This window comes from Spirillospora sp. NPDC047279, assembly GCF_040643285.1.
Classification (GTDB): domain Bacteria; phylum Actinomycetota; class Actinomycetes; order Streptosporangiales; family Streptosporangiaceae; genus Spirillospora.
The window spans coordinates 229,042-248,753 of the sequence record NZ_JBEYUA010000014.1 but is presented as its reverse complement, the minus strand read 5'-3'; the positions used below and the strand labels follow the sequence as shown (position 1 = coordinate 248,753).

16 protein-coding genes are annotated in these 19,712 nt (G+C 72.6%); 8 read left to right on the top strand and 8 right to left on the bottom strand.

Features of this window, described 5'->3' with window-relative positions:
- The first annotated feature begins 19 nt into the window (after window positions 1-19).
- Entirely contained in the window at window positions 20-2,941 is a 2,922-nt protein-coding gene (locus tag ABZ810_RS32765) for an ABC transporter substrate-binding protein (RefSeq protein WP_358409868.1), read from the top strand.
- An 18-nt stretch (window positions 2,942-2,959) separates the two neighbouring features.
- On the opposite strand, the gene ABZ810_RS32760 is transcribed toward ABZ810_RS32765, so the two are convergent.
- Entirely contained in the window at window positions 2,960-4,333 is a 1,374-nt protein-coding gene (locus tag ABZ810_RS32760) for a HAMP domain-containing sensor histidine kinase (RefSeq protein ID WP_358409867.1), read from the bottom strand.
- Window positions 4,330-4,983 (bottom strand): response regulator transcription factor, encoded by a 654-nt coding sequence (locus tag ABZ810_RS32755; protein WP_358409866.1) that lies wholly within the window; start codon window positions 4,981-4,983, stop codon window positions 4,330-4,332. Before ABZ810_RS32755 ends, ABZ810_RS32760 begins: the two co-directional genes overlap by 4 nt.
- A gap of 222 nt (window positions 4,984-5,205) precedes the next feature.
- On the opposite strand from ABZ810_RS32755, the gene ABZ810_RS32750 reads away from it, so the two are divergent.
- Window positions 5,206-5,382, top strand: a complete 177-nt coding sequence (locus ABZ810_RS32750; protein ID WP_358409865.1) for a hypothetical protein — start codon at window positions 5,206-5,208, stop codon at window positions 5,380-5,382.
- 132 nt (window positions 5,383-5,514) lie between these two features.
- Here ABZ810_RS32750 and ABZ810_RS32745 read toward each other — a convergent pair whose 3' ends face one another.
- From ABZ810_RS32745 to ABZ810_RS32735, 3 genes are all read right to left on the bottom strand, one after another.
- On the bottom strand, window positions 5,515-6,324 hold the full coding sequence (locus ABZ810_RS32745) for an inositol monophosphatase family protein (protein ID WP_358409863.1): 810 nt from the start codon (window positions 6,322-6,324) through the stop codon (window positions 5,515-5,517).
- Entirely contained in the window at window positions 6,321-7,298 is a 978-nt protein-coding gene (locus ABZ810_RS32740; RefSeq protein ID WP_358409862.1) for a ferrochelatase, read from the bottom strand. The genes ABZ810_RS32745 and ABZ810_RS32740 overlap by 4 nt, the downstream gene beginning before the upstream one ends.
- A 122-nt stretch (window positions 7,299-7,420) precedes the next feature.
- Window positions 7,421-8,749, bottom strand: a complete 1,329-nt coding sequence (locus ABZ810_RS32735; RefSeq protein WP_358409860.1) for a lytic transglycosylase domain-containing protein — start codon at window positions 8,747-8,749, stop codon at window positions 7,421-7,423.
- Window positions 8,750-8,938: 189 nt separating this feature from the next.
- On the opposite strand from ABZ810_RS32735, the gene ABZ810_RS32730 reads away from it, so the two are divergent.
- Window positions 8,939-10,153: an MFS transporter gene (locus ABZ810_RS32730; RefSeq protein ID WP_358409859.1), complete on the top strand. Its 1,215-nt coding sequence runs from the start codon at window positions 8,939-8,941 to the stop codon at window positions 10,151-10,153.
- Between the two features lie 9 nt (window positions 10,154-10,162).
- Entirely contained in the window at window positions 10,163-11,473 is a 1,311-nt protein-coding gene (locus ABZ810_RS32725) for a D-arabinono-1,4-lactone oxidase (protein WP_358409858.1), read from the top strand.
- Between the two features lie 55 nt (window positions 11,474-11,528).
- Here ABZ810_RS32725 and ABZ810_RS32720 read toward each other — a convergent pair whose 3' ends face one another.
- On the bottom strand, window positions 11,529-12,491 hold the full coding sequence (locus ABZ810_RS32720) for a hypothetical protein (RefSeq protein WP_358409857.1): 963 nt from the start codon (window positions 12,489-12,491) through the stop codon (window positions 11,529-11,531).
- A gap of 445 nt (window positions 12,492-12,936) precedes the next feature.
- Here ABZ810_RS32720 and sepH point away from each other — a divergent pair, with 445 nt between their 5' ends.
- Window positions 12,937-14,751: a septation protein SepH gene (sepH, locus tag ABZ810_RS32715; protein WP_358409855.1), complete on the top strand. Its 1,815-nt coding sequence runs from the start codon at window positions 12,937-12,939 to the stop codon at window positions 14,749-14,751.
- Between the two features lie 30 nt (window positions 14,752-14,781).
- Here the strand turns inward: sepH and ABZ810_RS32710 are convergent, their stop codons facing one another.
- Together ABZ810_RS32710 and ABZ810_RS32705 are read right to left on the bottom strand one after the other, a co-directional pair.
- Window positions 14,782-16,329 (bottom strand): PH domain-containing protein, encoded by a 1,548-nt coding sequence (locus ABZ810_RS32710; RefSeq protein ID WP_358409853.1) that lies wholly within the window; start codon window positions 16,327-16,329, stop codon window positions 14,782-14,784.
- Window positions 16,326-16,877, bottom strand: coding sequence for a PH domain-containing protein (locus ABZ810_RS32705; protein ID WP_358409851.1), 552 nt, complete (start codon window positions 16,875-16,877; stop codon window positions 16,326-16,328). Before ABZ810_RS32705 ends, ABZ810_RS32710 begins: the two co-directional genes overlap by 4 nt.
- Before the next feature lie 353 nt (window positions 16,878-17,230).
- Between ABZ810_RS32705 and ABZ810_RS32700 the strand changes: the two genes are divergently transcribed.
- The 3 genes from ABZ810_RS32700 to ABZ810_RS32690 all read left to right on the top strand — a co-directional run bounded on the left by ABZ810_RS32700 (window position 17,231) and on the right by ABZ810_RS32690 (window position 19,685).
- Window positions 17,231-18,214, top strand: coding sequence for an ATP-binding cassette domain-containing protein (locus ABZ810_RS32700; RefSeq protein WP_358409849.1), 984 nt, complete (start codon window positions 17,231-17,233; stop codon window positions 18,212-18,214).
- The gene (locus ABZ810_RS32695) at window positions 18,211-19,044 is read left to right on the top strand and encodes an ABC transporter permease (protein ID WP_358409848.1); all 834 of its coding nucleotides are present in this window, start codon (window positions 18,211-18,213) and stop codon (window positions 19,042-19,044) included. The genes ABZ810_RS32700 and ABZ810_RS32695 overlap by 4 nt, the downstream gene beginning before the upstream one ends.
- A 254-nt stretch (window positions 19,045-19,298) precedes the next feature.
- Entirely contained in the window at window positions 19,299-19,685 is a 387-nt protein-coding gene (locus tag ABZ810_RS32690; protein ID WP_358409846.1) for a hypothetical protein, read from the top strand.
- The last annotated feature ends 27 nt before the right edge of the window (window positions 19,686-19,712 follow it).

Sequence of the window (19,712 nt, the reverse complement as noted above, 5' to 3'; positions counted from 1 at the left end):
CCGGGGAGGGCACCCGTCCATGCAAGTGCTCCCGCTGAGGCCGGGTGACCCCGACCGGCTGAGCGGCTACCGCCTGTCCGGCCTGCTCGGTGAGGGCGGGCAGGGGTCGGTGTTCCTGGGCGAGGACGACGACGGCGTGAGGGTGGCCGTCAAGCTGCTGCACGCGCGCTTCAGCGGCCACCCCAAGGCCCGGCAGCGGTTCGCCGCCGAGCTCGAGGTGGCGCGCCGGGTGGCGGTGTTCTGCACGGCGCGCATCCTGGACGCCGACGTCGAGGGCGACCGGCCCTACATCGTCAGCGAGTTCATCGACGGCCCGCCGCTCGCCGACGTCCTGACGTCGGACGGGCCGCGGACCGGGGCCGACCTCGACCGGATCGCGATCGGGACGATCACCGCGCTGGCCGCGATCCACCAGGCCGGGGTGGTGCACCGGGACTTCAAGCCGGCCAACGTGCTGGTGCCGCCGGACGGCCCGCGAGTGATCGACTTCGGTATCGCGCGGGCCCTCGACGCCACCGGCACGTTGTCGAGCACCGCGGTCGGCACGCCCGCCTACATGGCGCCCGAGCAGATCTCCGGCGCCCGGGTGGGGCCCGAGGCCGACGTCTTCGCGTGGGGCACCACGATGGTCTTCGCGGCCACCGGGCGGCCCGCGTTCGGCCAGGACTCGATCCCGGCGGTCATGCACCGCATCCTCAACCTGCCGCCCGACCTCGGAGCGCTGGCCGACCCGCTGCGCGACGTCGTCCTGCAGTGCCTGAGCAAGGACCCGGCGGTACGGCCGTCCTCCCAGCAGGTGCTGGTCCAGCTGCTCACCCTGGCGGGCAGCCTGCCGCAGGCGGGCGGCTCGGGCCCGCAGGACCAGCCGGCCACGATGCTCACCCAGGGCGCCGCCGCGGCCGCCGCCGTGGACGCCGGGCCGCTGCTGCCGCCGCCGTCGGGGACCCCCGCCGGGGCCTCAGGGCCTTCTGGGGCCTCCGGGCCGGGTGTGCTGGCCCCTCCGGCGCTTCCGCCCGGATTCGAGCGGCACGAGTCCTACCAGCCGCCCCCGCCACAGCAGCACCAGCAGCAGCTCCCGCACCAGCATCAGCGGTTCCCCCATCAGCAGCCGCCGAACGGACCGTACGGCGCGCCCGGCCCGTATGGGACGCCGCCGCCCGGCGCACCGCCGCCCGGCAACGGCGGCGTCGCGGCCCCCTGGCAGCAGGCCGGCACCTCGCCCGGCGTCCAGATCACCTCGCCGCCCGGAGGCCCCGGCGCCCCCGGCGGGCCGCGCAGGCGGCCGAGCCTCGGCGTGCTGGCGGGCGCGGGCAGCGCGGCGCTCGTCGCGCTCGTGGTGACCGGCTCGGTGATCGCGGTGAACGTGCTCGGCGACGAGGAGAAGGACCGCCCGACGACGACCAGGAAGGGCGGCACGTTCAGCACGGTGCTGAACAAGTTCTACACCGGTGAGGATCTCAACCCCACGCAGGCGGGATTCGGCACCGGCAGCCGCTTCGTCACCAAGCAGCTGTTCACGGGGCTCACCGAGGTCACGCCGGCCGGCGCGGTGACCAATCGCGTCGCCACCCGGGTGGCGCCGATCGACTCCGCCTGCACGTCCTGGCAGATCGACGTCAGGAGCGGGACGCGGTTCAGCAACGGCGAGGCGGTGACCGCCGAGTCGTTCGTGCGGGGCTGGATCCGCGCCGCCCAGGGCAAGGCCGGCGCGGCGGGCACGCTGATGAGCAATATCAAGGGCTACGGCGAGGTGAGCGGGGGGCGGTCCTCGGTGTTCACCGGCGCCCGGGCCGCCGGGCAGAGCCGCATCGACGTCACGCTCGACAAGCCCGACTGCGAGTTCGACCGGCGGCTGTCCGATCCGGCCTTCTTCCCGGTGCCGTCGACCGCCGGCAAGTCCGACCACTCCACCTACAACGGCAACCCGGTCGGCAACGGCCCGTTCAAGATCGAGTCCTACACCCGCGACCAGCGGCTCACCCTGGTGCGCAACGAGTCGTGGGGCTTCGGGCAGACCAACCTCGACCGGGTCGACGTCCGGTTCACCGACGACGCGCAGACCGTGGGCCGCGCCGGGTTCGGCTCCGGGGAGTACCACTGGACCGAGGTCTCCACCCAGCAGCTGCCGGCCGCGCGGGCGAGCGCCGGATCACAGGGCACGGTGCTCGTCCGGCCCTCGATGAGCATGAACTACCTCGTGCCGATCACCACGACCGGCCCGATGAAGTCCAAGGAGGCCCGGCTCGCGGTCTCCTACGCCCTCGACCGCAAGGAGATCACCAGCACCCTCTTCGGCGGGGCCTACACCCCGGCGGCCGGCCTGGTCTCCCCCGCGGTGCCGGGCTTCGGCCACGCCGGCGTCTGCCCCTCGTGCGCGGCGCCGGACGCGACCAGGGCGAAGCAGCTGGCCGAGGACGGCGGACTCAAGCCCGGCAGCAAGCTGACGTTGTACGTGCGCGACCTGACCACCTACCGCCAGTGGTCGGAGATCGTCCAGCGGCGGCTCCAGCAGACCCTCGGCGTGGTCGTGGAGATCAAGACGGTCCCGCTGGACGACGCCGGCATGCGGAAGGTCATCCTCGCCAAGGACGCGCCGGGCGGCCTGCTGACCTACGGGTGGGCGCCGGACTACCCGTCCGCCTACAGCGCCCTGCACCCGATCCTGGGCGGCGACCAGGTCGCCACCGGCGACAACGGCCTGGTCAACTTCTCCGGCTGGCGGAACGAGGAGTTCGACCAGGCGCTCGGCAACGCGATCAAGACTCCGCAGGGGTCGTCCCGGCTCAGCGGGTTCCAGCAGGCGGAGAAGCTGGCGCTGGACGACATGGCCCTGATCCCGCTGTGGAGCTACGGGCGCCCGGTGCTGGCCAGCACCAAGTTCGCCGGGCTGGGACCCGACCACGACGGCGATCCCCAGCTCGCCACCGCCTCGCTCAAGTAGCCCGGCCTGGCCCCGGTCTCAGCCGAGGGGCAGGCGGACGGTGACGATGAGGCCGCCGCCGGACCGGGGCGTCGCGTAGACCGTGCCCCGGTGCGCCAGCACCACCGAGCGCACGATGGACAGCCCCAGCCCGGCCCCCTTGGCGGACTCGACCCGGTCGGAGTTGAGGCGGCGGAACGGCTCGAACAGCCGGTCGACCTCGTAGTGCGGGATGAGCGGCCCGGTGTTCTCCACCTGGACGGTCGCGAAGCCGTCCAGGACGCCGGTGCGCACCCAGACGTCGCCGCCGTCCTCGTTGTGCTTGATCGCGTTGTCGACCAGGTTGGAGACCAGGTGCTCCAGGAGCACCGGGTCTCCGAGGGCGTTGCCCGGGGTCAGCTCTCGGTGCACGGCGACCTCGTTGTCGTGGTCGCGGCGGGCGCTGACGTCGAGCACGGCCTCGGCGACCTCGCCCAGGTCGACGGCGGTACGGGTGGTCAGCTCGCGCTCGCTGCGGGCCAGCAGCAGCAGGCCCTCGATCAGCCGTTCGTGCCGGGCGTTGGTGGCCAGCAGGGTCTTGCCGACGGCCTTGAGGTCGCCGGACACGTCCGGATCGCCCAGCGCCACCTCCAGCAGCGTCCGGTTGATCGCCAGCGGGGTGCGCAGCTCGTGCGAGGCGTTGGCGACGAAGCGCCGCTGGGAGTCGAAGGCCTCGCCGAGCCGTTCGAGCATCGCGTCGAACGTGTCGGCCAGCTCCTTGATCTCGTCGTCCGGGCCCTCCAGCGCGATGCGTTCGTGCAGCGTGCTCTCCGACAGCCGGCGCGCGGTCGCGGTCACCCGCTGCAACGGGCTCAGCGCCCGGTCGGCGACGAAGTAGCCCAGCACCAGCGCGATGACGCCGACCCCGGCCAGCGCGACCAGCGAACGGCCGACCAGCTGCCGCATCGTCTCCGAGACGTACTCGTGCTTGAGCTTCTCGAGCACCTCGGGGCTCAGGAACGGGTCGTAGATGGTGATGCCGCCGAGGATGTTGGCCACCAGGACGTACATCACGAACAGCAGCAGGCCGCCCGCCATGAAGAACAGCAGCCCGTACAGGACGGTGAGCCGGAGCCGCACGCTCACCTGGCCGGGCAGCGCCTTGAGGTCCGCGGCCAGCGAGAGCCCGTCGCGCCGGCCGCCCTTGCGGCCGCCGCCGTTCTTCGGCTGGTCGATCATCTGCCGGCCGGGCGCCCGGAACAGCCGCCGGCCCGCCGTCGAGGTCGGCCGCGCGGTCTGCGTGGTCTGTGCGGACGCGTGCGTGTCGGCGTCGGAGATCACGTCCTGCGGCCCGGTGTCCTGGGCGCGGGCGGCATCGCGGGCGCCGTCTCCGGCGCGGTCGCGGTCCTGGTCGGGCGTGTGTGCGGAGCTCACAGCCGGTACCCCACTCCGGGCACGGTCTCGATGACCGGCGGATCACCGAGCTTCTTGCGCAGGGTCATCATCGTGACGCGGACGACGTTGGTGAACGGGTCGATGTGCTCGTCCCAGGCCTTCTCCAGCAGCTGCTCGGAGCTGACCACGGCGCCCTCCGCCGCCAGCAGCACCTCCAGGACCGCGAACTCCTTGCGGGTCAGGTCGACCGGACGCCCGTCGCGCAGCACCTCGCGGCGGGACGGGTCGAGGGCGATCCCGGCGCGCTCCAGCACCGGCGGCAGCGGCGCCGAGGCGCGGCGGCCCAGCGCGCGCACCCGCGCGATCAGCTCGGCGAACGCGAACGGCTTGGCGAGGTAGTCGTCGGCGCCGATGGACAGTCCCTCGACCTTGTCGTCCAGCTCCCCCGCGGCCGTGAGCATGATGATCCGCGCGGGGTAACGCTGGGAGACGAGCTGCCTGCACACGTCGTCCCCGTGGATCCTGGGCAGGTCGCGATCGAGGACGATCACGTCGTAGTCGTTGATCCCGGCGCGCTCCAGGGCGCCCGCCCCGTCGTACGCGACGTCCACGGCCAGCGCCTCCCGGCGCAGCCCGGTGGCGATCGCGTCGGCGAGCACCCGCTCGTCCTCGACGACTAGAACACGCACTCGCAGTCCCCCTCGGTCGTGATGCGCACGCGCCGTACGGCACCATCGTCAGGTATGTCACGGGGCTCGTAAGACGCCCGTAAGCCTCCCTTCAGCATGCCGCCACACCCCCTCTGGATGATGTTGCGGGGGCGTTCGGGAAGCTTCGCGAAATCCCCCTTGGCGATAGGTTTACTTTCAGCGCGGCCATGGGTAGGGACCGCCTGATCCGGAAGGAGGCCCATGGGCGAGCTGTCACGAATGATCAGGCAGCGACTCGATGACGCGTACGAGTCGCTCCGGAGCGCCCACGCCGACGGCGACACCTACCTGGCGGACATCCGTCAGGAGGAGATCAAAGAACTGCGCCGGATCGCAGCGAACCATGACATCGGCGTCGAACCACCCCGCTGCGACTGAGGACGCCTCTGAAGAACATTCGAGGAGACCGGGCCCCGCGGGCCCGGTCTCCTCGTCTTTCGCGTTCCCAGAGCCGCTCAGGCCCCTTTCCTGGCCCCTTTCCGGGCTTGGACCGCTCCCCGGCCCGCCGGGTCAGTCCCGGGCGGGGTCCAAGGGCGCCAGGAGGTCGTGGAGGGCCTCGAACGTGCCGGGGCCGGCCGCGATGGTGATCTCCGGCCCGGCGGGGGCGCCGTGCAGGCCTCCGACCAGCCCGCCCGCCTCCTCGACGATCAAGGACCCGGCGGCGACGTCCCACGCCTGGACGCCCCGCTCGTAGTAGGCGTCCACCCTGCCCGCGGCGAGCGAGCACATGTCGACGCAGCACGAGCCGCCGCGCCTGATGTCGCGGACCCTGGGCAGGACGCCGGTCAGCACCTCGGCCTGGCGGGCCCGGCGCTCGGCCGCGTACCCGAACCCGGTCGCCACGAGGGCCTGGCCGAGCGGCACCGCCGCGTTCACCTGGAGATCGCGGGCGCCGGTCGCCGACCGCAGCAGCGCGCCGCCGCCGCGCAGCGCCGTGCAGGTCTCGCCGCGCCGCGGCATCTCGACCACGCCCGCCACGGCGACGCCGTCGACCTCGGCGGCGATGCTCACCGCCCAGTCGGGCAGGTCGTACAGGTAGTTGACGGTGCCGTCGATCGGGTCGATCACCCAGCGGACGCCACTGACGCCGGCGGAGGTGCCGCCCTCCTCCCCGAGGAAGGCGTCGTCGGGCCGGGCGGCGCGGATGCGCTCGACGATCAGGCGTTCCGCCGCCCGGTCCATCTGGGTGACCACGTCGGTCGGGCTCGACTTGGTCTGGACGACGTCCGGGCCGTCCACCGGCCGCTTGTCGACCAGCATCCGGCCCGCCTCGCGGGCGGTCTCGACGGCCAGCTCCAGCAAGTCCTCGGACCCGCTCACGGTCGTTCCCCCTCGGTCGGCGGCTCGGTCGGCGGCTCGGACAGCGGCTCGGACAGCGACTCGGACAGCGACTCGGTCAGCAGCTCGCGGGCGAGCGCGGCGAATCGTGGATCGGTCCCGGGAGTGGCGACGCGGACGAACCGCATGCCCAGCTCCTCGGCCTTGCCCGCCGCCTCGACGTCGAGGTCGTACTTGACCTCCATGTGGTCGGACACGAAGCCGATCGGGACCGTCACCACCGAGCGCACGCCCTCGCCGTGCAGTTTCTCCAGGTGGTCGCTGACGTCGGGCTCCAGCCACGGCTGGCTCGGCGGCCCGCTGCGGCTCTGGTAGACCAGCGCCCACGGGACGCCCGGCGCCGCCTCGTCGGCCACGGTTTCGGCGACCTCCTCCAGCTCGGCGACGTACAGCTCGCGGCCGGGCTGCTCCAGCGGGACGCTGTGCGCGGTGAACACCAGGCGCGTGCCGTCCGGCGCCTGCGCCAGCGCGGCGCGGGTGCCGTCGACGAACGGGGCGACGAACCCGGGGCGGCGGCAGTAGACGGGGAGCTTGACGATCTCCGGCGCGCCGGGCACCTCGGCGCGGGCGCGGACGATGTCCTCCACGTACTGCTCGCTGGTGGAGTAGCCGTTGTAGGCGGACGTGACGAAGGCCGCCGCCCGGCGCACGCCGTCGGCCCTCATCCGGCGGACGGTGTCGGCGAGGTAGGGCTCCCAGTTGCGGTTGCCCCAGTAGACGGGCAGGCCGATCGAGTGCGCCGCGAGGTCGGCCTCGATGGCGGCCTTGAGCTCGCGGCACTGCTGGTTGATCGGGCTGACCCCGCCGAACAGGAAGTAGTGCTCGCCCACCTCCTCGAGACGCTCGCGCGGGATGCCGCGGCCCCGCGTCACGTTCTCCAGGAAGGGGATCACATCCTCGGGCTTTTCGGGCCCGCCGAAGGACAGCAAGATCAGCGCGTCGTACGGCGTTGTCATGCCTCCATCCAACCAGCCGTCCCGCCGTGCCCGGCGTCACCCCCGGCGCGCGTCACACGTGGCGTCCGACGTGCGCCTTTCGCCTGTTGCGGGGGTGCCGGGAGTGTCGTGACACGACCGGATCAGCGGTAGCGGGCCGCATATGCCCGGGCCAGCCCCAGCACCTTCTGGACGTACCAATCGGCGTGGTTGTAATGCCAGACCGCGCGGTAGAGCTGCTTGCCGCCCCGGCCCGCGCCGTTCGCGCACAGGTACTTGGCGGCGGCCGGCACGGCGTCGTAGGGGTTCATGATGTCGGCCTTGCCGTCGCGGTCGCCGTCCACCCCGTAGGCCTTCCACGTGGCGGGCATGAACTGCATCGGGCCGAGCGCGCCCGCGCTGGACCGGCCCGCGTTGCGGCCGTGGTCGCTCTCGACCTGGCCGATCGCGGCGAGGACCGTCCAGGAGAGGCCGGGGCAGCTGGTGGCGGCCTGCCGGTAGAGGTCCATGTAGCTGCCGGGACGGCCGCCGTCGCCCTGCGTCTTGTACTTGGCGTCGTTGAGGTCGACCACGTTGGCGCCCGTGCCGAGGACCCTGCTCACCGCCCGGACGACCTGGGCGGGGTCGGCGCCGGGCGCGTTCACCATCACCGCGACGTTGGGGACCAGCCCCAGCTGGGTGCCGGTCTTGCGGCTGACCAGCATGTCGATGCCCGGCAGGCCGAGTGACCCGGCGCCGCCCATGGTCACGCTGGGCATCGTCCGGGCGACAATCGGGTACTGGAAGCCCCTGCTCAGCCTCAGCTGCTCGGCCGCGGCCGTCGAGACCACGAACTGGTCGGCGGCGAGCGCCGCCCACAGCTCGGTCTTCTTGGCCGTGCCCGGCGGCGTCCAGGAACGGAAGGACGACGGGTCGACGGCGAAGGTGTTGACGGCGCGGCCCTGGAGCTGGACGGCCCCGCCGGCGACCGCGACCACGTCGCGCACCTTGCCCAGCTTGGCGATCCTGGCGATCTGGGCGGGCGCGATCGAACCGCCCCCGCCGCTCACGGCCAGCACGTCCGGCGGCACCACCCGGCGCAGCGGCGCGACCTGGCCGGGGTCGGTCACGTTCGTCACCGGCCCGGTGGGCGGGACGGTCGGCGGCGGCTCGGACGTCGATCCCGCGCCGGGCCTGCCGGAGCCGCCGCCCGAGCCGGCCACGGCGTGGACGCCGCCCGCGACGCCCGCGGCGAGCAGCACGGCGACGCCGGCGACGAGAAGGGGCCGGCGGGACCGCTTCCCGGACCCGCCGGGCTTCGCGGCCTTCCCGGGCGGGACGGGAGGCGGCGGGACGGCGGCGTCGTCGCGCGATTCGGCGTGCGGCTCGGCGTGCGGCTCGGCGTGCGGCTCGGCGCGCGCTTCGTCGTGCGGTCCGCCGGGAGCCTCGGCGTCATCGTGCGACTCGGCGGAAGGCGGCTTCGCGGCGGCCATCTCCGCGATCGAGGGGGCCTTCCGAGAGGTGCTGTCGCGCGGTGAGGGAGGAGCCACAACCAATCCCAACGAGAGTCGCTACGGGTGGGTTACTTGTCTTTGCAGTTGTTTCGCCCAGGTAACGTGATCTTGGGTCTGCAGGTCAACGACGAGACCGGGGCCGCGTCTCCGGGGGTGAGGAGACGAGAGTTGCCCAATCCGTACCGGGAACTGCTGGCCGTTCCCGGGGCCCGGACCTTCGTCGCCGCGGGCTTCGTCGGACGCATGTCGATGGCCATGGTGGGCATCGGCATCGTCCTTCTGGTGTCCGCGGTCACCGGATCGTACGGTATCGCCGGTGCGGTGTCGGCGGCCCTCTCCCTCGCCTACGCCGCCGGCGCCCCTCTCAGCGCCCGGTTCGCCGACCGTTACGGCCAGCGCCGGGTGCTCGTCCCGCTTGCGCTGGCGAACGCCTCGAGCTTCGCCCTGCTGATCGCCTTCAGCCTGCTGCGGCTGCCCGTCTGGACGCTGTTCCCGGTGGCGGTGCTGGCCGGGCTGACGCAGCCGTCGCTGGGCGCGTGGGTGCGGGCGCGCTGGAAGCACGCGCTGCGGGCGACCCCGGCGCGCCTGCACACGGCGTTCTCGTTCGAGTCGGTGGTGGACGAGATGATCTTCGTCTGCGGCCCGATGATCGTCACGGCGCTGGCGACCGGGGTGCATCCGGCGGCGGGCGTCGGCGCGGCCGCCGCGTTCACCCTGGCCGGCTGCCTGGCCCTGGCGGCGCAGCGCGGCAGCGAGCCGCCGCTCAGCCCGCCGCCGCCGGAGGGCGGCTCGGGCAGCGTGCTGCGCAACCCGGCGGTGATGGTCATGGCGCCGGTCTTCCTGATGCTCGGCGCGGTCTTCGGGGCGATCGACGTGAGCGCGATCGCGTTCGCCGAGGAGAAGGGCCACAAGGCGCTCGCCGGGGTGCTGCTGGCCTGCTACGCCCTGGGCAGCGCGTCGGCGGCGCTCTGGTACGGGGCGCGGCACTGGCGCAGCCCGCTGCACCGGCGGTTCCGGATCGGGCTGCTGCTGCTCGCCGCCGCGCTGGCGCCGCCGCTGCTGATCTCGAACCTCTACCTGATGATGTTCGTCGTCTTCTTCTCCGGCCTGGCGATCTCCCCGACGATCATCCCGGGGTACGGGATCGTCGAGCGGGCCGTGCCGCCGCACCAGCTCACCGAGGGCCTGGCGCTGGTGTCGACCACGGTCGGGCTCGGGGTCGCGCTGGGCGCGTCCACCGCCGGCCGGGTGGTCGACGTGCACGGGGCGCACGCCGCGTTCCTGCTGCCGCTGGGCGCCGCGCTGATCGCGGCGGCGATCGGCCTGGCCGGGACACGGAGTATCAGTAAACATGAACTTTCTTCACGTACGTTGTCCGGGTAGAGTCGCCGCATGTCCCCCGCGAGTACGCAAAAGTGGCAGAACTGGGCAGGGAACCAGCAGGTCACGCCCCGGCGCGTCGTGACGCCGCGCACCACCGACGAGGTGACCGGAGCGGTGCGCAACGCCGCCGCGGACGGCCTCACCGTCCGCATGAGCGGGACCGGGCACTCCTTCACCGGCGCCGCCCTCGCGCAGGACGTCCTGCTGCGGCCGGCCGGGCTGACCGCGGTGCGGTCGGTCGACACCGCGAGCGGGCTGGTCACCGTGGAGGCGGGCCTCCCCCTCCACCGGCTCAACCGGATCCTGGACGAGCACGGGCTGGCGCTCGCCAACATGGGGGACATCCAGGAGCAGACCGTCGCGGGGGCGCTCCAGACCGCCACGCACGGCACCGGCCGTGACGCGGCCGGCCTCGCCTCGCAGGTCACCGAGCTCGAGATGGTCATGGCCGACGGCAGCGTGATCACCTGCTCGCGCGACGAACGGCCCGAGCTGTTCGACGCGGCGCGGGCCGGCGTGGGCGCGCTCGGGGTGGTCACCGCCATCACCTGGCGCACCGTCCCGAAGTTCCTGCTGGAGGCCCGCGAGGAGCCGATGAAGTGGGACGAGGTGTTGTCGCGGATCGACGAGTTCGACGCGGCCAACGAGCACTTCGAGTTCTACTGGTTCCCGCACACCGAGGGCTGCCTCACCAAGCGCAACAACCGCGTCGAGGGCCCCGCCCGGCCGCTGCCGGCGTTCAAGGGCTGGCTGGACGACCGGTTCCTGTCCAACACGGTCTTCGGCCTGATGCAGCGCGTCACCCACCGCGTCCCGGCGACCGCGCCGTTCCTCAACGGCGTCTCCGCCAAGGCCCTGGGCGCCCGCACGTTCAGCGACACCTCCCACAAGGTGTTCACCAGCCCGCGCACGGTGCGCTTCAAGGAGCAGGAGTACGCGATCCCGCGCGAGCGGCTCGTGCCGACGTTGCGCGACCTGCGCGCGCTCTTCGATAAGCGCGACTGGCGGATCAGCTTCCCGATCGAGGTGCGCCTGCTGCCGGCCGAGGACGCGTGGTTGTCCATGGCCCACGACCGGCCGTCGGCGTTCATCGCGATCCACGTCTACAACCGCGACCCGCACGAGGAGTACTTCCAGGGGGTCGAGGAGCTCATGACGGCGGTCGGCGGGCGGCCGCACTGGGGCAAGATGCACACCCGCGACGCCGCCTATCTCGAGACCGTCTACCCGCGGTTCGGCGACTTCCTGGCTGTGCGCGACCAGGTCGACCCCGACCGGCGTTTCCTCAACGCCTACACCCGGCAGGTCTTCGGCGCCTGACCGGGCGGGCCTCCCTCCGGAAGGTCCTTCCTCGGGAAGGTCTTCCTCCGGCGGGTCAGCCGCCGTCCTGGGGCACGGTGTTCCTGTCGGCGGGCGGGGGCGTGTCCGCGCCGCCGTCGTCCGGGGTCGAGGCGGACGGGGTGGGCGCGGGGGTCTGCTCGGACGGCGCGGGCTCCGGAGCGGACGGGCTCGTCTCCGGAGCCGTCGGCTGACCGCTGCCGCCGGTCGGCGTCGGAGTGGGCTCACCCGAGGGGCCGTCGGACGGACCCGTGCTGGGACCGTCGCTCGGCGTCCGCTCGGAGGGCCGGTCGTCCGGCTTCTCGTCACCGCCGCCACCGCCGGTGAACGCGTTGGACACCTTGCCGCCGCTGTTGCCGAACGCCGCGCCGGTGCGCCACTCGAAGATCGTGATGCCACCGATCACCAGCGCGAAGACCGCCACCGAGGAGACGGCGAGCACGGCCCAGCGCCGCTTGACCCATTCCTTGGTGTTGCGGAGCGCGGCGCGCGAGGCGGCCTCCTTGACCGCCTCCTCGCCCGCCTCCGCCGCGAGCGCGTCCGCCACGGCCTCCGTCGGCGGCCCGTCCACGCGGGTGACGTCGGCCGCCCGCGCGATGTCGGCCCGGGTGGCGTCGTCGGCCCGCGTGACGTTCGGGTCGCCGCCGAGCGCCCGCAACCCGTCCACGCGGGTGGCGTTGGGGTCGTCCATGAAACGTGTCGCGTCGACGTCACCCGGCCAGGCCACGGTCCGCGTCGGGTCGCTGCTCGTCGCCCGGGACGCCGCTCCGCGCGCGGCCTGCTGCTCCTGGAGATGCGTCATCTCCCGCAGCTGTTCCTTGCCCTGGTCCAGATAGTGCTTCCCGACCGCGGCGCCCGCGGTCGAGGCCACGCTCATGAACGCCGCACCCAGGATCGTGCCGTACACGCCCAGGTACGACGCTCCCCAGGCGGCGGCGAGCGTCGCCACCCCGCTGGCCACCAAGCCCGTCGTGCTGAGATCCGGCAACTTGTGCCGCATCAAACAAACCCCCGTTCCGGTCCTTCCGCATTTTGCCCCGCAGAGGAAACTAGCCGGACCATGCGGGTGTTCCAGACTTCCGGCGTGATGTCCGCTACCCAAAACGGTGGAGCTCGCACGTCCCTTCAGGCACAGTGTGGAAAAGGATCCACAAGAATGTGGCAGGGCGTCCCCAGCGGTCCTCCGGCAGGGGCAAGCTAGGTCAGGTGCCCTCTTCACCCTCGTGAGGAGGGCTTCGAGAGCGGCGATGTTCGGACATGCCGGGTACGGTGCTGGCAGCAAGGCGTGTCCGGAGGAGAGACTCGGGAGTCCGGGGGAAGGGCACGCATGCGCCCTCGGTGGGCACCGAACGACCGACCGTCACGAGCACGAGTGAGGCGGGCTCGCGACCGGACGTGTCGTCCGGCATCCATCGGTGCCGTCTGGAAGGGCAGGAAGGACACGCATGCAGGAGCTGCGCCTCGTCGCGGTCAGCGAGGACGGTACGTACCTCGTCCTGGCGACCGCGGGCCGAGGCACCCGGTTCACCCTGCCCGTCGACGACCGGCTGCGCGCAGCCGTACGTGGGCACTTCTCCCGCCTCGGCCAGTTCGAGATCGAAGTGGAGAACCCCTTGCGTCCCAAGGAGATCCAGGCCCGGATCCGGTCCGGCGAGACGGCGGAAGAGATCGCCGAGTCCGCCGGTATCCCCGTCGAGCGTGTGCGCTGGTTCGAGGGCCCGGTCCTGCAGGAACGCGAGTACATGGCCCAGCAGGCCCAGCGGGTGACCGTCCGCCGCCCCGGCGAGTCCACGCCCGGCCCGCCGCTCGGTGAGACCGTCGAGGAACGCCTCGGCCGCGGCGGCGTCGACCTCGAAGAGGTCGAGTGGGACTCCTGGAAGTGCGAGGACAGCACCTGGCGCGTCCGCCTCTCCTTCTTCGACAACGGCCGCCCGCACGCGGCCGAGTGGGTCTTCGACCCGCGCCGCCGGCACGTCTCCCCGCTGGACGAGGTGGCCGCCCGCCTCACCGCCGTCGAGTGGGACGACTCCCTCAGCGACACCGTCACCCCGCTGGTCCCCCGCCGTCCCGCGATGAAGGTCGTCTCCGACGCCCGCACGGTGGAGCCGCCCGGGCGCAGCGAGCCCCCGATGCGCAGCGGGCCGCCGGTCCGGAGCGAGCCGCCCGTACGGAGCGAGCCCCCGGTGCGGAGCGAGCCGCCGATGCGCAGCGAGCCCCGCCGCGAATACATCGTCGAGCGCGGCCGCATGGTCGACCCGCGCCCGCAGCCCGCCGAGCCCGCCCGCGAGTCCGCCCGCGAGTCGGCGGCGGCACCCGCGCCGCCGCGCATCGAGCCGCGCCTTCCCGAGACCGAGTCGCTGGTCCGCGTGCCGCCGCCGATCCAGGAGGAAGAGCCCGCCGCTCCCGTCGAGGACCGTTCCGTCGTGGAGCGTCCCGCTTCGCCCGCGCCCGCGCCGCAGCCCGTGGCCGTGCCGGAGCCCGCCGCCGAGCCCGAGGCCGTCGAGCCGGTCGCGGAGGCCGAGCCCGTCGTCGAAGAGGTGGCCGAAGAGGTCGAGCCCGAGGTCGCCGCCGCTCCGGAAGAGGAGCCCGCCGCCGAGGCCGAGCCCGTGGTCCAGGAGATCGAGGACGAGACCGAGGACGAGGCGGAGCCCGAGCCGGTCACCGCGGAAGAGCCCGAGGCCACCGACGAGGTCGCTGAGGACGAGCCCGCCGAGCCCGAGGCCGAGGCCGTCGAGGTGGACGAGGAGGAGCCGGAGGCCGCTCCGGAGCCCGCCGCCGTTCAGCAGGACGAAGAAGAGCAGGAAGAAGAGGACGCCGAGGACGAGGCGGAGGACGAGGACGAGGCGCCCGCCGCCGCCGCGCCGGTCAAGGAGGAGGCGCCCAAGCCCGCGCCGAAGCCCAAGCCCGTTCCCGCCCCGGAGCCCGAGCCCGAGCCGGTCGCGGAGGAGGCTCCGGCGGAGGAGGAAGAAGAGGAAGAGGCCCCGGCCAAGCCCGCCGCGCCCAAGCCCAAGCAGCAGGCGCCCAAGCCGGCGCCGCCGCGCCACCGCGAGCCCGCCCGCGCACCGGCGAAGAAGAAGCCCGCGGGCCGGCCGTCCATGCCCGCGGCCGCCGCGGCGGACAAGCCCGCCGAGCCCGCGGAGACTCCGGCCGCCGCCGGGCCGCCTCGCCCGGCCGCCCGCAACCGCCGCAAGGCCAAGGGCAAGCGCGCGTCCGTCCCGTCCTGGGACGAGATCATGTTCGGGGCCCGCCGCCCCGAGTAGAGCCGAACGGCCGGCCCCCTTTCTCGCCCGTCAGCGGTCGAGGAAGGGGGTCACCCATGTCGGGGTGATCCCGGCCGCGAAGGCCGTGGCGTCCTCCTCGGACATGTCGATCGCGGGATAGCCGCCGTCGCCCGCGCCGACCGCGACCACGAGGGTCGCCAGGCCGAGGCGGCGCTGGAAGAGGGTCTGGCGGACGCGCCAGCCGACCACCGCGCCGTGCTCGACGACGGCCTGGTGACGGCGGAGCGAGCCGGAGCGCACGGTCAGCCGTTCGCCGTCGGTGGCGTGGCCCAGCTGCCGGTAACGGTCGATGCCCAGCGGCACGGCGAGGACCACCACGACGGCGCAGCCGTACGCCACCCACGGCTGGCCCGCCAGCACGGCGAGCACGCCGATGCCGGCCGGGGGCGCGATCGCGCGCATGACGCGGCGGCTGCGCGCGGCCTTCGGGTGTGCGATCAGCGGCGCCGGTACGGGGCCGAGCACGCGCCGAGCGAGGGCCTCCACGGCGGTGCGCGGCGCGGCGGGCAGGAGGCGTCCGCGATGCGCGGCGTCGCCCAGCCCGGTGACGAGGGCGCCCAGCCGGAGCACTCCGGAGACACGTTCGAACGGGTTGTCGGCGAGCTCCACGCCCCGGATGCGGCGGCGTTCGAGCGACACGCTGCGGCGCGTCATGAGACCGCGCTCCGCCACGATCGAGCCGTCGCGCTCGTACACCGTGAAGTCCCAGTTGAACAGCGTGAACACGATGACCGACATCACCGGCATGGCGACCAGGAACAGGATCGCCAGGATGATGACGGCGAGCGTCGGGAGGCCCACGACCTCGTGGCCGAGGTCCTCCAGGCGCTCCCGGGTGATCAGCCCGAAGTCGTCGCTCAGGTTGTAGAGGGTGCCGAGGAGGCTGCCGGCGAGCGCGAACGGGGTGAGCAGGTAGGCGCCGCTGAGCGGGGCGTACACGTACCAGCGCGGGTTCATCCGGCCGAGGACGCGGCGGCGTGCGGCGGGGTCGCCGGCCTCTCCCGCGGCGCCGCCTTCGACGGCGCCGGCGGTCTCCGCGGACCCGGCCGCGGCCGGTCCGGCGGCCGGTGCGGCGCGGGCGAGGAGCACCTTGCGGAGGCGTTCGGCCTCCTGGCGCGAGACCGCGTTGAGCGCGCCCTCTCCCCCGTCGGCCCCGGCGTCGACGTTGACGATCGCCAGCCGCAGCAGGCGGTGCGGCAGCGTGGCACTGATGTCGACGCCGCGGATCCGGTCGCGCGGGATCGTCTTGACCGACCGGCCGATCAGGGCGCGGCGCAGCTCGATGCGGTCGTCGTGCACCGTGTAGGTGAACGTGGCCCACGTCGCGATGTGGAAGACGAACCCGACCGCCAGGCCGGCGAGCGTGAAGTAGAACGCGGTCGACAGGCCGCCCACCGCGAGCCCGGCCGCGCCGGCGGCGAGCAGCGCGAGGAGCTCACGGGTGGCGCCGACGACGAAGGTCAGAGGATGGAGGCGCAGGGCGGCGGGCGGTGGCGGCTCGGCGGCGCCGGGCGGCGGGGGTCCCTCCTCCGGAGGATGAGCCTCCTGGACGTTCACGTCGCGTCGTCCCGCAGGTCGTGGGCGCGGTGCGCGAGATCCTCGGCCAGGCGGGTCGCGATCGCGACGGGCAGGCCGGACACCTCCGACGAACCGGCGTGCGAGGCCGTGTTGACCTCGATCGTGGCCAGGCCCAGCAGACGTTCGAGCCAGCCCTGCTTGGTGTCGACGGTCTGGATGCGGCTCACCGGCACCAGCAGCCACTCGCGGCTGAACCAGCCGGTGCGCGTGTAGACGACGTCGGAGCTGACCTCCCAGCGGTGGACGCGGTAACGCCAGACCGGCGCGATCGCGATCATCAGGACGCCGGCGGCGCCCACGATCGCGGGCAGCCACCAGACGCGCCCGTCCAGCCAGCCCGGCAGGCCGTCCCATCCGGCGTCGTCGACCCAGGCCGCGGCCCCCCACGCGAGCCCGAACGCGACTCCCCACGCCAGCAGGTATTCGAGCGCCCAGTAGGTGATGGCACGCGGGGACACCCGATGGGCGGGCGGCCGCAGGCGCGGGCTCCCGCCGTCGGGCTGGTGGGCGCGGCGCACCGACGTCACGGCCACGAGTCTAGATCCCAGGCGGCCCCCGCCAGTGGAGCGTCACCGGCAAGCCCCGGCGCGGATGCGGCGCTCCCGGCCCGCGCTCGGGAGGGATGCCGACATTGAACGGACCTGGCGTATTTGCCCTGACTTGACACGAAGATGTGCTCCCGATGCTCGGGGCGACGCAAGATGAAGGAATCGCGGCCGGGCCCGGTCGTCCTCTCAGCGTTTTGTCAGACCCGCGTGCGAGCATCGACGATCTATCAGCGATCTGCCAGAGCCGCCGGAAAAACTGGATGCATCACCCCGCGCAGGCCTTGTAACTTTGCACGCCGCCCCGGCGGAGACCAGTACCTAGGAGAGATCAGATGTCACACGCCATCCAGGCCGAGGGCCTGGTGAAGCACTTCGGTGAGACGAAGGCGTTGTGCGGAGTCTCGCTCCAGGCCGAGTCCGGCACGGTGCTGGGCGTCCTCGGCCCCAACGGCGCGGGCAAGACGACCACCACCCGCATCCTGGCCACCTTGATCCGCCCGGACGAGGGCAACGCCCAGGTCGGCGGCTACGACGTCCTCAAGGACGCGCACCGGGTCCGCCAGCTGATCGGCCTGACCGGGCAGTACGCGGGCGTCGACGAGATGCTGACCGGCACCGAAAACCTCGTGCTCATCGCCCGTCTGCTCGGAATGTCGCGCCCCGACTCCAAGTCCCGCGCGGCCGAGCTGCTCGAACGTTTCGACCTGTCCGACGCGGCCGAGCGCGCCGCCAAGACCTACTCCGGCGGCATGCGCCGCCGTCTCGACCTGGCCGCGAGCCTGGTCGGCCGCCCGGAGATCCTGTTCCTGGACGAGCCGACGACGGGGCTCGACCCGCGCAGCCGCACCGGGTTGTGGGACATCGTCCGCGGCCTGACCGACGACGGCGTGACCGTCCTGCTCACCACGCAGTACCTCGAGGAGGCCGACCAGCTGGCCGACGACATCATCGTCATCGACCACGGCACGGTCATCGCCAGCGGCACCTCCGACCAGCTCAAGGCGCAGGCCGGCGGCCAGGTCCTCCAGGTCCGCCCGGTCAACGCCGCCGACGAGATCACCGTCGCCCGCGTCGTCGCCGACCTGCTCGACGCCACGCCCGAGCAGCGCGACGGCCTGGTCTCGGCTCCGGTGACCGACCCCGCCGTCATGCCGGCCGTGGTGCGCAAGCTGGACGAGGCCGGGGTCACCCTCAGCGAGCTCAACCTGCGCAAGGCGACCCTCGACGAGGTCTTCTTCGCGCTCACCGGCCACCACACCGACGACTTCGAGGCCGAAGCCGAGGAGCTCATGTCCCAGGAAGAGGCCAAGGCATGACCGCCGCCACCCACACCACGCCGCTCCCCCGCCAGGTCGGCCTGGGCACCGGGCTGCGCAACACGATGACGCTGACCTGGCGCAACCTGGTCCAGATCAAGCACAACCCGATGGAACTGATCGACCTGAGCATTCAGCCGATCATGTTCGTCCTGCTGTTCGCGTTCGTCTTCGGCCCGGCCATGGCGGGCAGCGTCAGCGACTACCTGCCGATCCTCATCCCCGGCATCATCGTGCAGAACGCGCTGTTCGCGTCGATGACGACCGGCGTCGGGCTCAACACCGACGTCACCAAGGGCGTCTTCGACCGTTTCCGCAGCCTGCCGATCGCCCGCACCGCACCGCTGGCGGGCCGCATCATCGCCGACACCGTCAAGCAGGCCTGGTCGATGCTCATCGTCCTGGTGGTCGGCTTCGCCATCGGCTTCCGCGTGGAGACGTCCTGGATCAATCTGGTCCCCGCGTTCCTGCTCCTCCTGGCCTTCTCGCTCCTCTTCGCCTGGGTCTCGGTCTTCGTCGGCCTGGCCGTCAACGAGCCCGAGAAGGTGCAGATCTTCGGATTCACGATCATCTTCCCGATCACGTTCCTGAGCAACGCGTTCATCCCCGTCTCCGACAAGTACCCGACGTGGATCCGCACCATCATGGAGAACAACCCCGTCTCCCTCCTGGGCGACGCCATCCGCGGTCTCCTCATCGGCCACGACGTGACGGACCCCAGCGTCGCCCAGCCCGTCGCGGGCCCGGCCATCGCCGCCCTCCTCTGGGGCGTCGCCATCGCGGCCGTCTTCATCCCCCTCTCCATGCGAGCCTTCCGCCGCGGCGTCTGACCCCGGAAGCACCACCCACGAGCGGCACGACAGGAACGCGGCACGACAGGAACGCGGCACGACAGGAACGCGGCACGACAGGAACGCGGCACGACAGGAACAGCGACAAAGAGGCGTCCGGCCAAGCCGGGCGCCTCTTGCCATCCACCGTGAACCTGCCCGCGTTCCCTCCGCGGAGATCGTTCCCGCCGAACAGGCAAAGCTCCCACCACCGGCCATTGCACTCCGTGATTCTCTGAACGCACTATGTAGTCATGCTTCCAAGAAACAGGACGAACACCACGACCCTCACCAGCCGCGCGGGCAAGGGTGCGCTCATCACAGCCGCCGTCCTCGCCCTCGCCGCACCGCTCACACCGGCCGCGGCAGCCACCGGAAGGCAGGCCTCGGCAGCGACGTCCGCCGCGGTTCCGCCACCCCCGACCGGCTGCGGCCAGACCTACACACGCGAGTGGCCCTACCTCTACTACTTCTGGAAGAACTGCAGCGCGACCAACGCCCGGGTCCTGGTGGTCTACTACAGCGGGGGCAGGGAGACGATCTGCGTCGAGAGCAACTGGTACCGGTACCTGGGCCGCACTCTCGAATCCGGCGGAGCGCCCTTGCTGTCCTACACCGACCGCGTCGGCACCTGCCCCTGAGAAGCGGAGCGCCGGAGCTCTGAGTCG

What these genes read in the sequence shown, in the direction of transcription:
- ABZ810_RS32750 (WP_358409865.1), top strand. Translation starts at nt 5,206, where the DNA reads ATGGGCGAGCTGTCACGAATGATCAGGCAGCGACTCGATGACGCGTAC.
- ABZ810_RS32735 (WP_358409860.1), bottom strand. Translation starts at nt 8,749, where the DNA reads ATGGCCGCCGCGAAGCCGCCTTCCGCCGAGTCGCACGATGACGCCGAG.
- ABZ810_RS32690 (WP_358409846.1), top strand. Translation starts at nt 19,299, where the DNA reads ATGCTTCCAAGAAACAGGACGAACACCACGACCCTCACCAGCCGCGCG.
- ABZ810_RS32695 (WP_358409848.1), top strand. Translation starts at nt 18,211, where the DNA reads ATGACCGCCGCCACCCACACCACGCCGCTCCCCCGCCAGGTCGGCCTG.
- ABZ810_RS32740 (WP_358409862.1), bottom strand. Translation starts at nt 7,298, where the DNA reads ATGACAACGCCGTACGACGCGCTGATCTTGCTGTCCTTCGGCGGGCCC.
- ABZ810_RS32720 (WP_358409857.1), bottom strand. Translation starts at nt 12,491, where the DNA reads ATGCGGCACAAGTTGCCGGATCTCAGCACGACGGGCTTGGTGGCCAGC.
- sepH (WP_358409855.1), top strand. Translation starts at nt 12,937, where the DNA reads ATGCAGGAGCTGCGCCTCGTCGCGGTCAGCGAGGACGGTACGTACCTC.
- ABZ810_RS32765 (WP_358409868.1), top strand. Translation starts at nt 20, where the DNA reads ATGCAAGTGCTCCCGCTGAGGCCGGGTGACCCCGACCGGCTGAGCGGC.
- ABZ810_RS32700 (WP_358409849.1), top strand. Translation starts at nt 17,231, where the DNA reads ATGTCACACGCCATCCAGGCCGAGGGCCTGGTGAAGCACTTCGGTGAG.
- ABZ810_RS32725 (WP_358409858.1), top strand. Translation starts at nt 10,163, where the DNA reads ATGTCCCCCGCGAGTACGCAAAAGTGGCAGAACTGGGCAGGGAACCAG.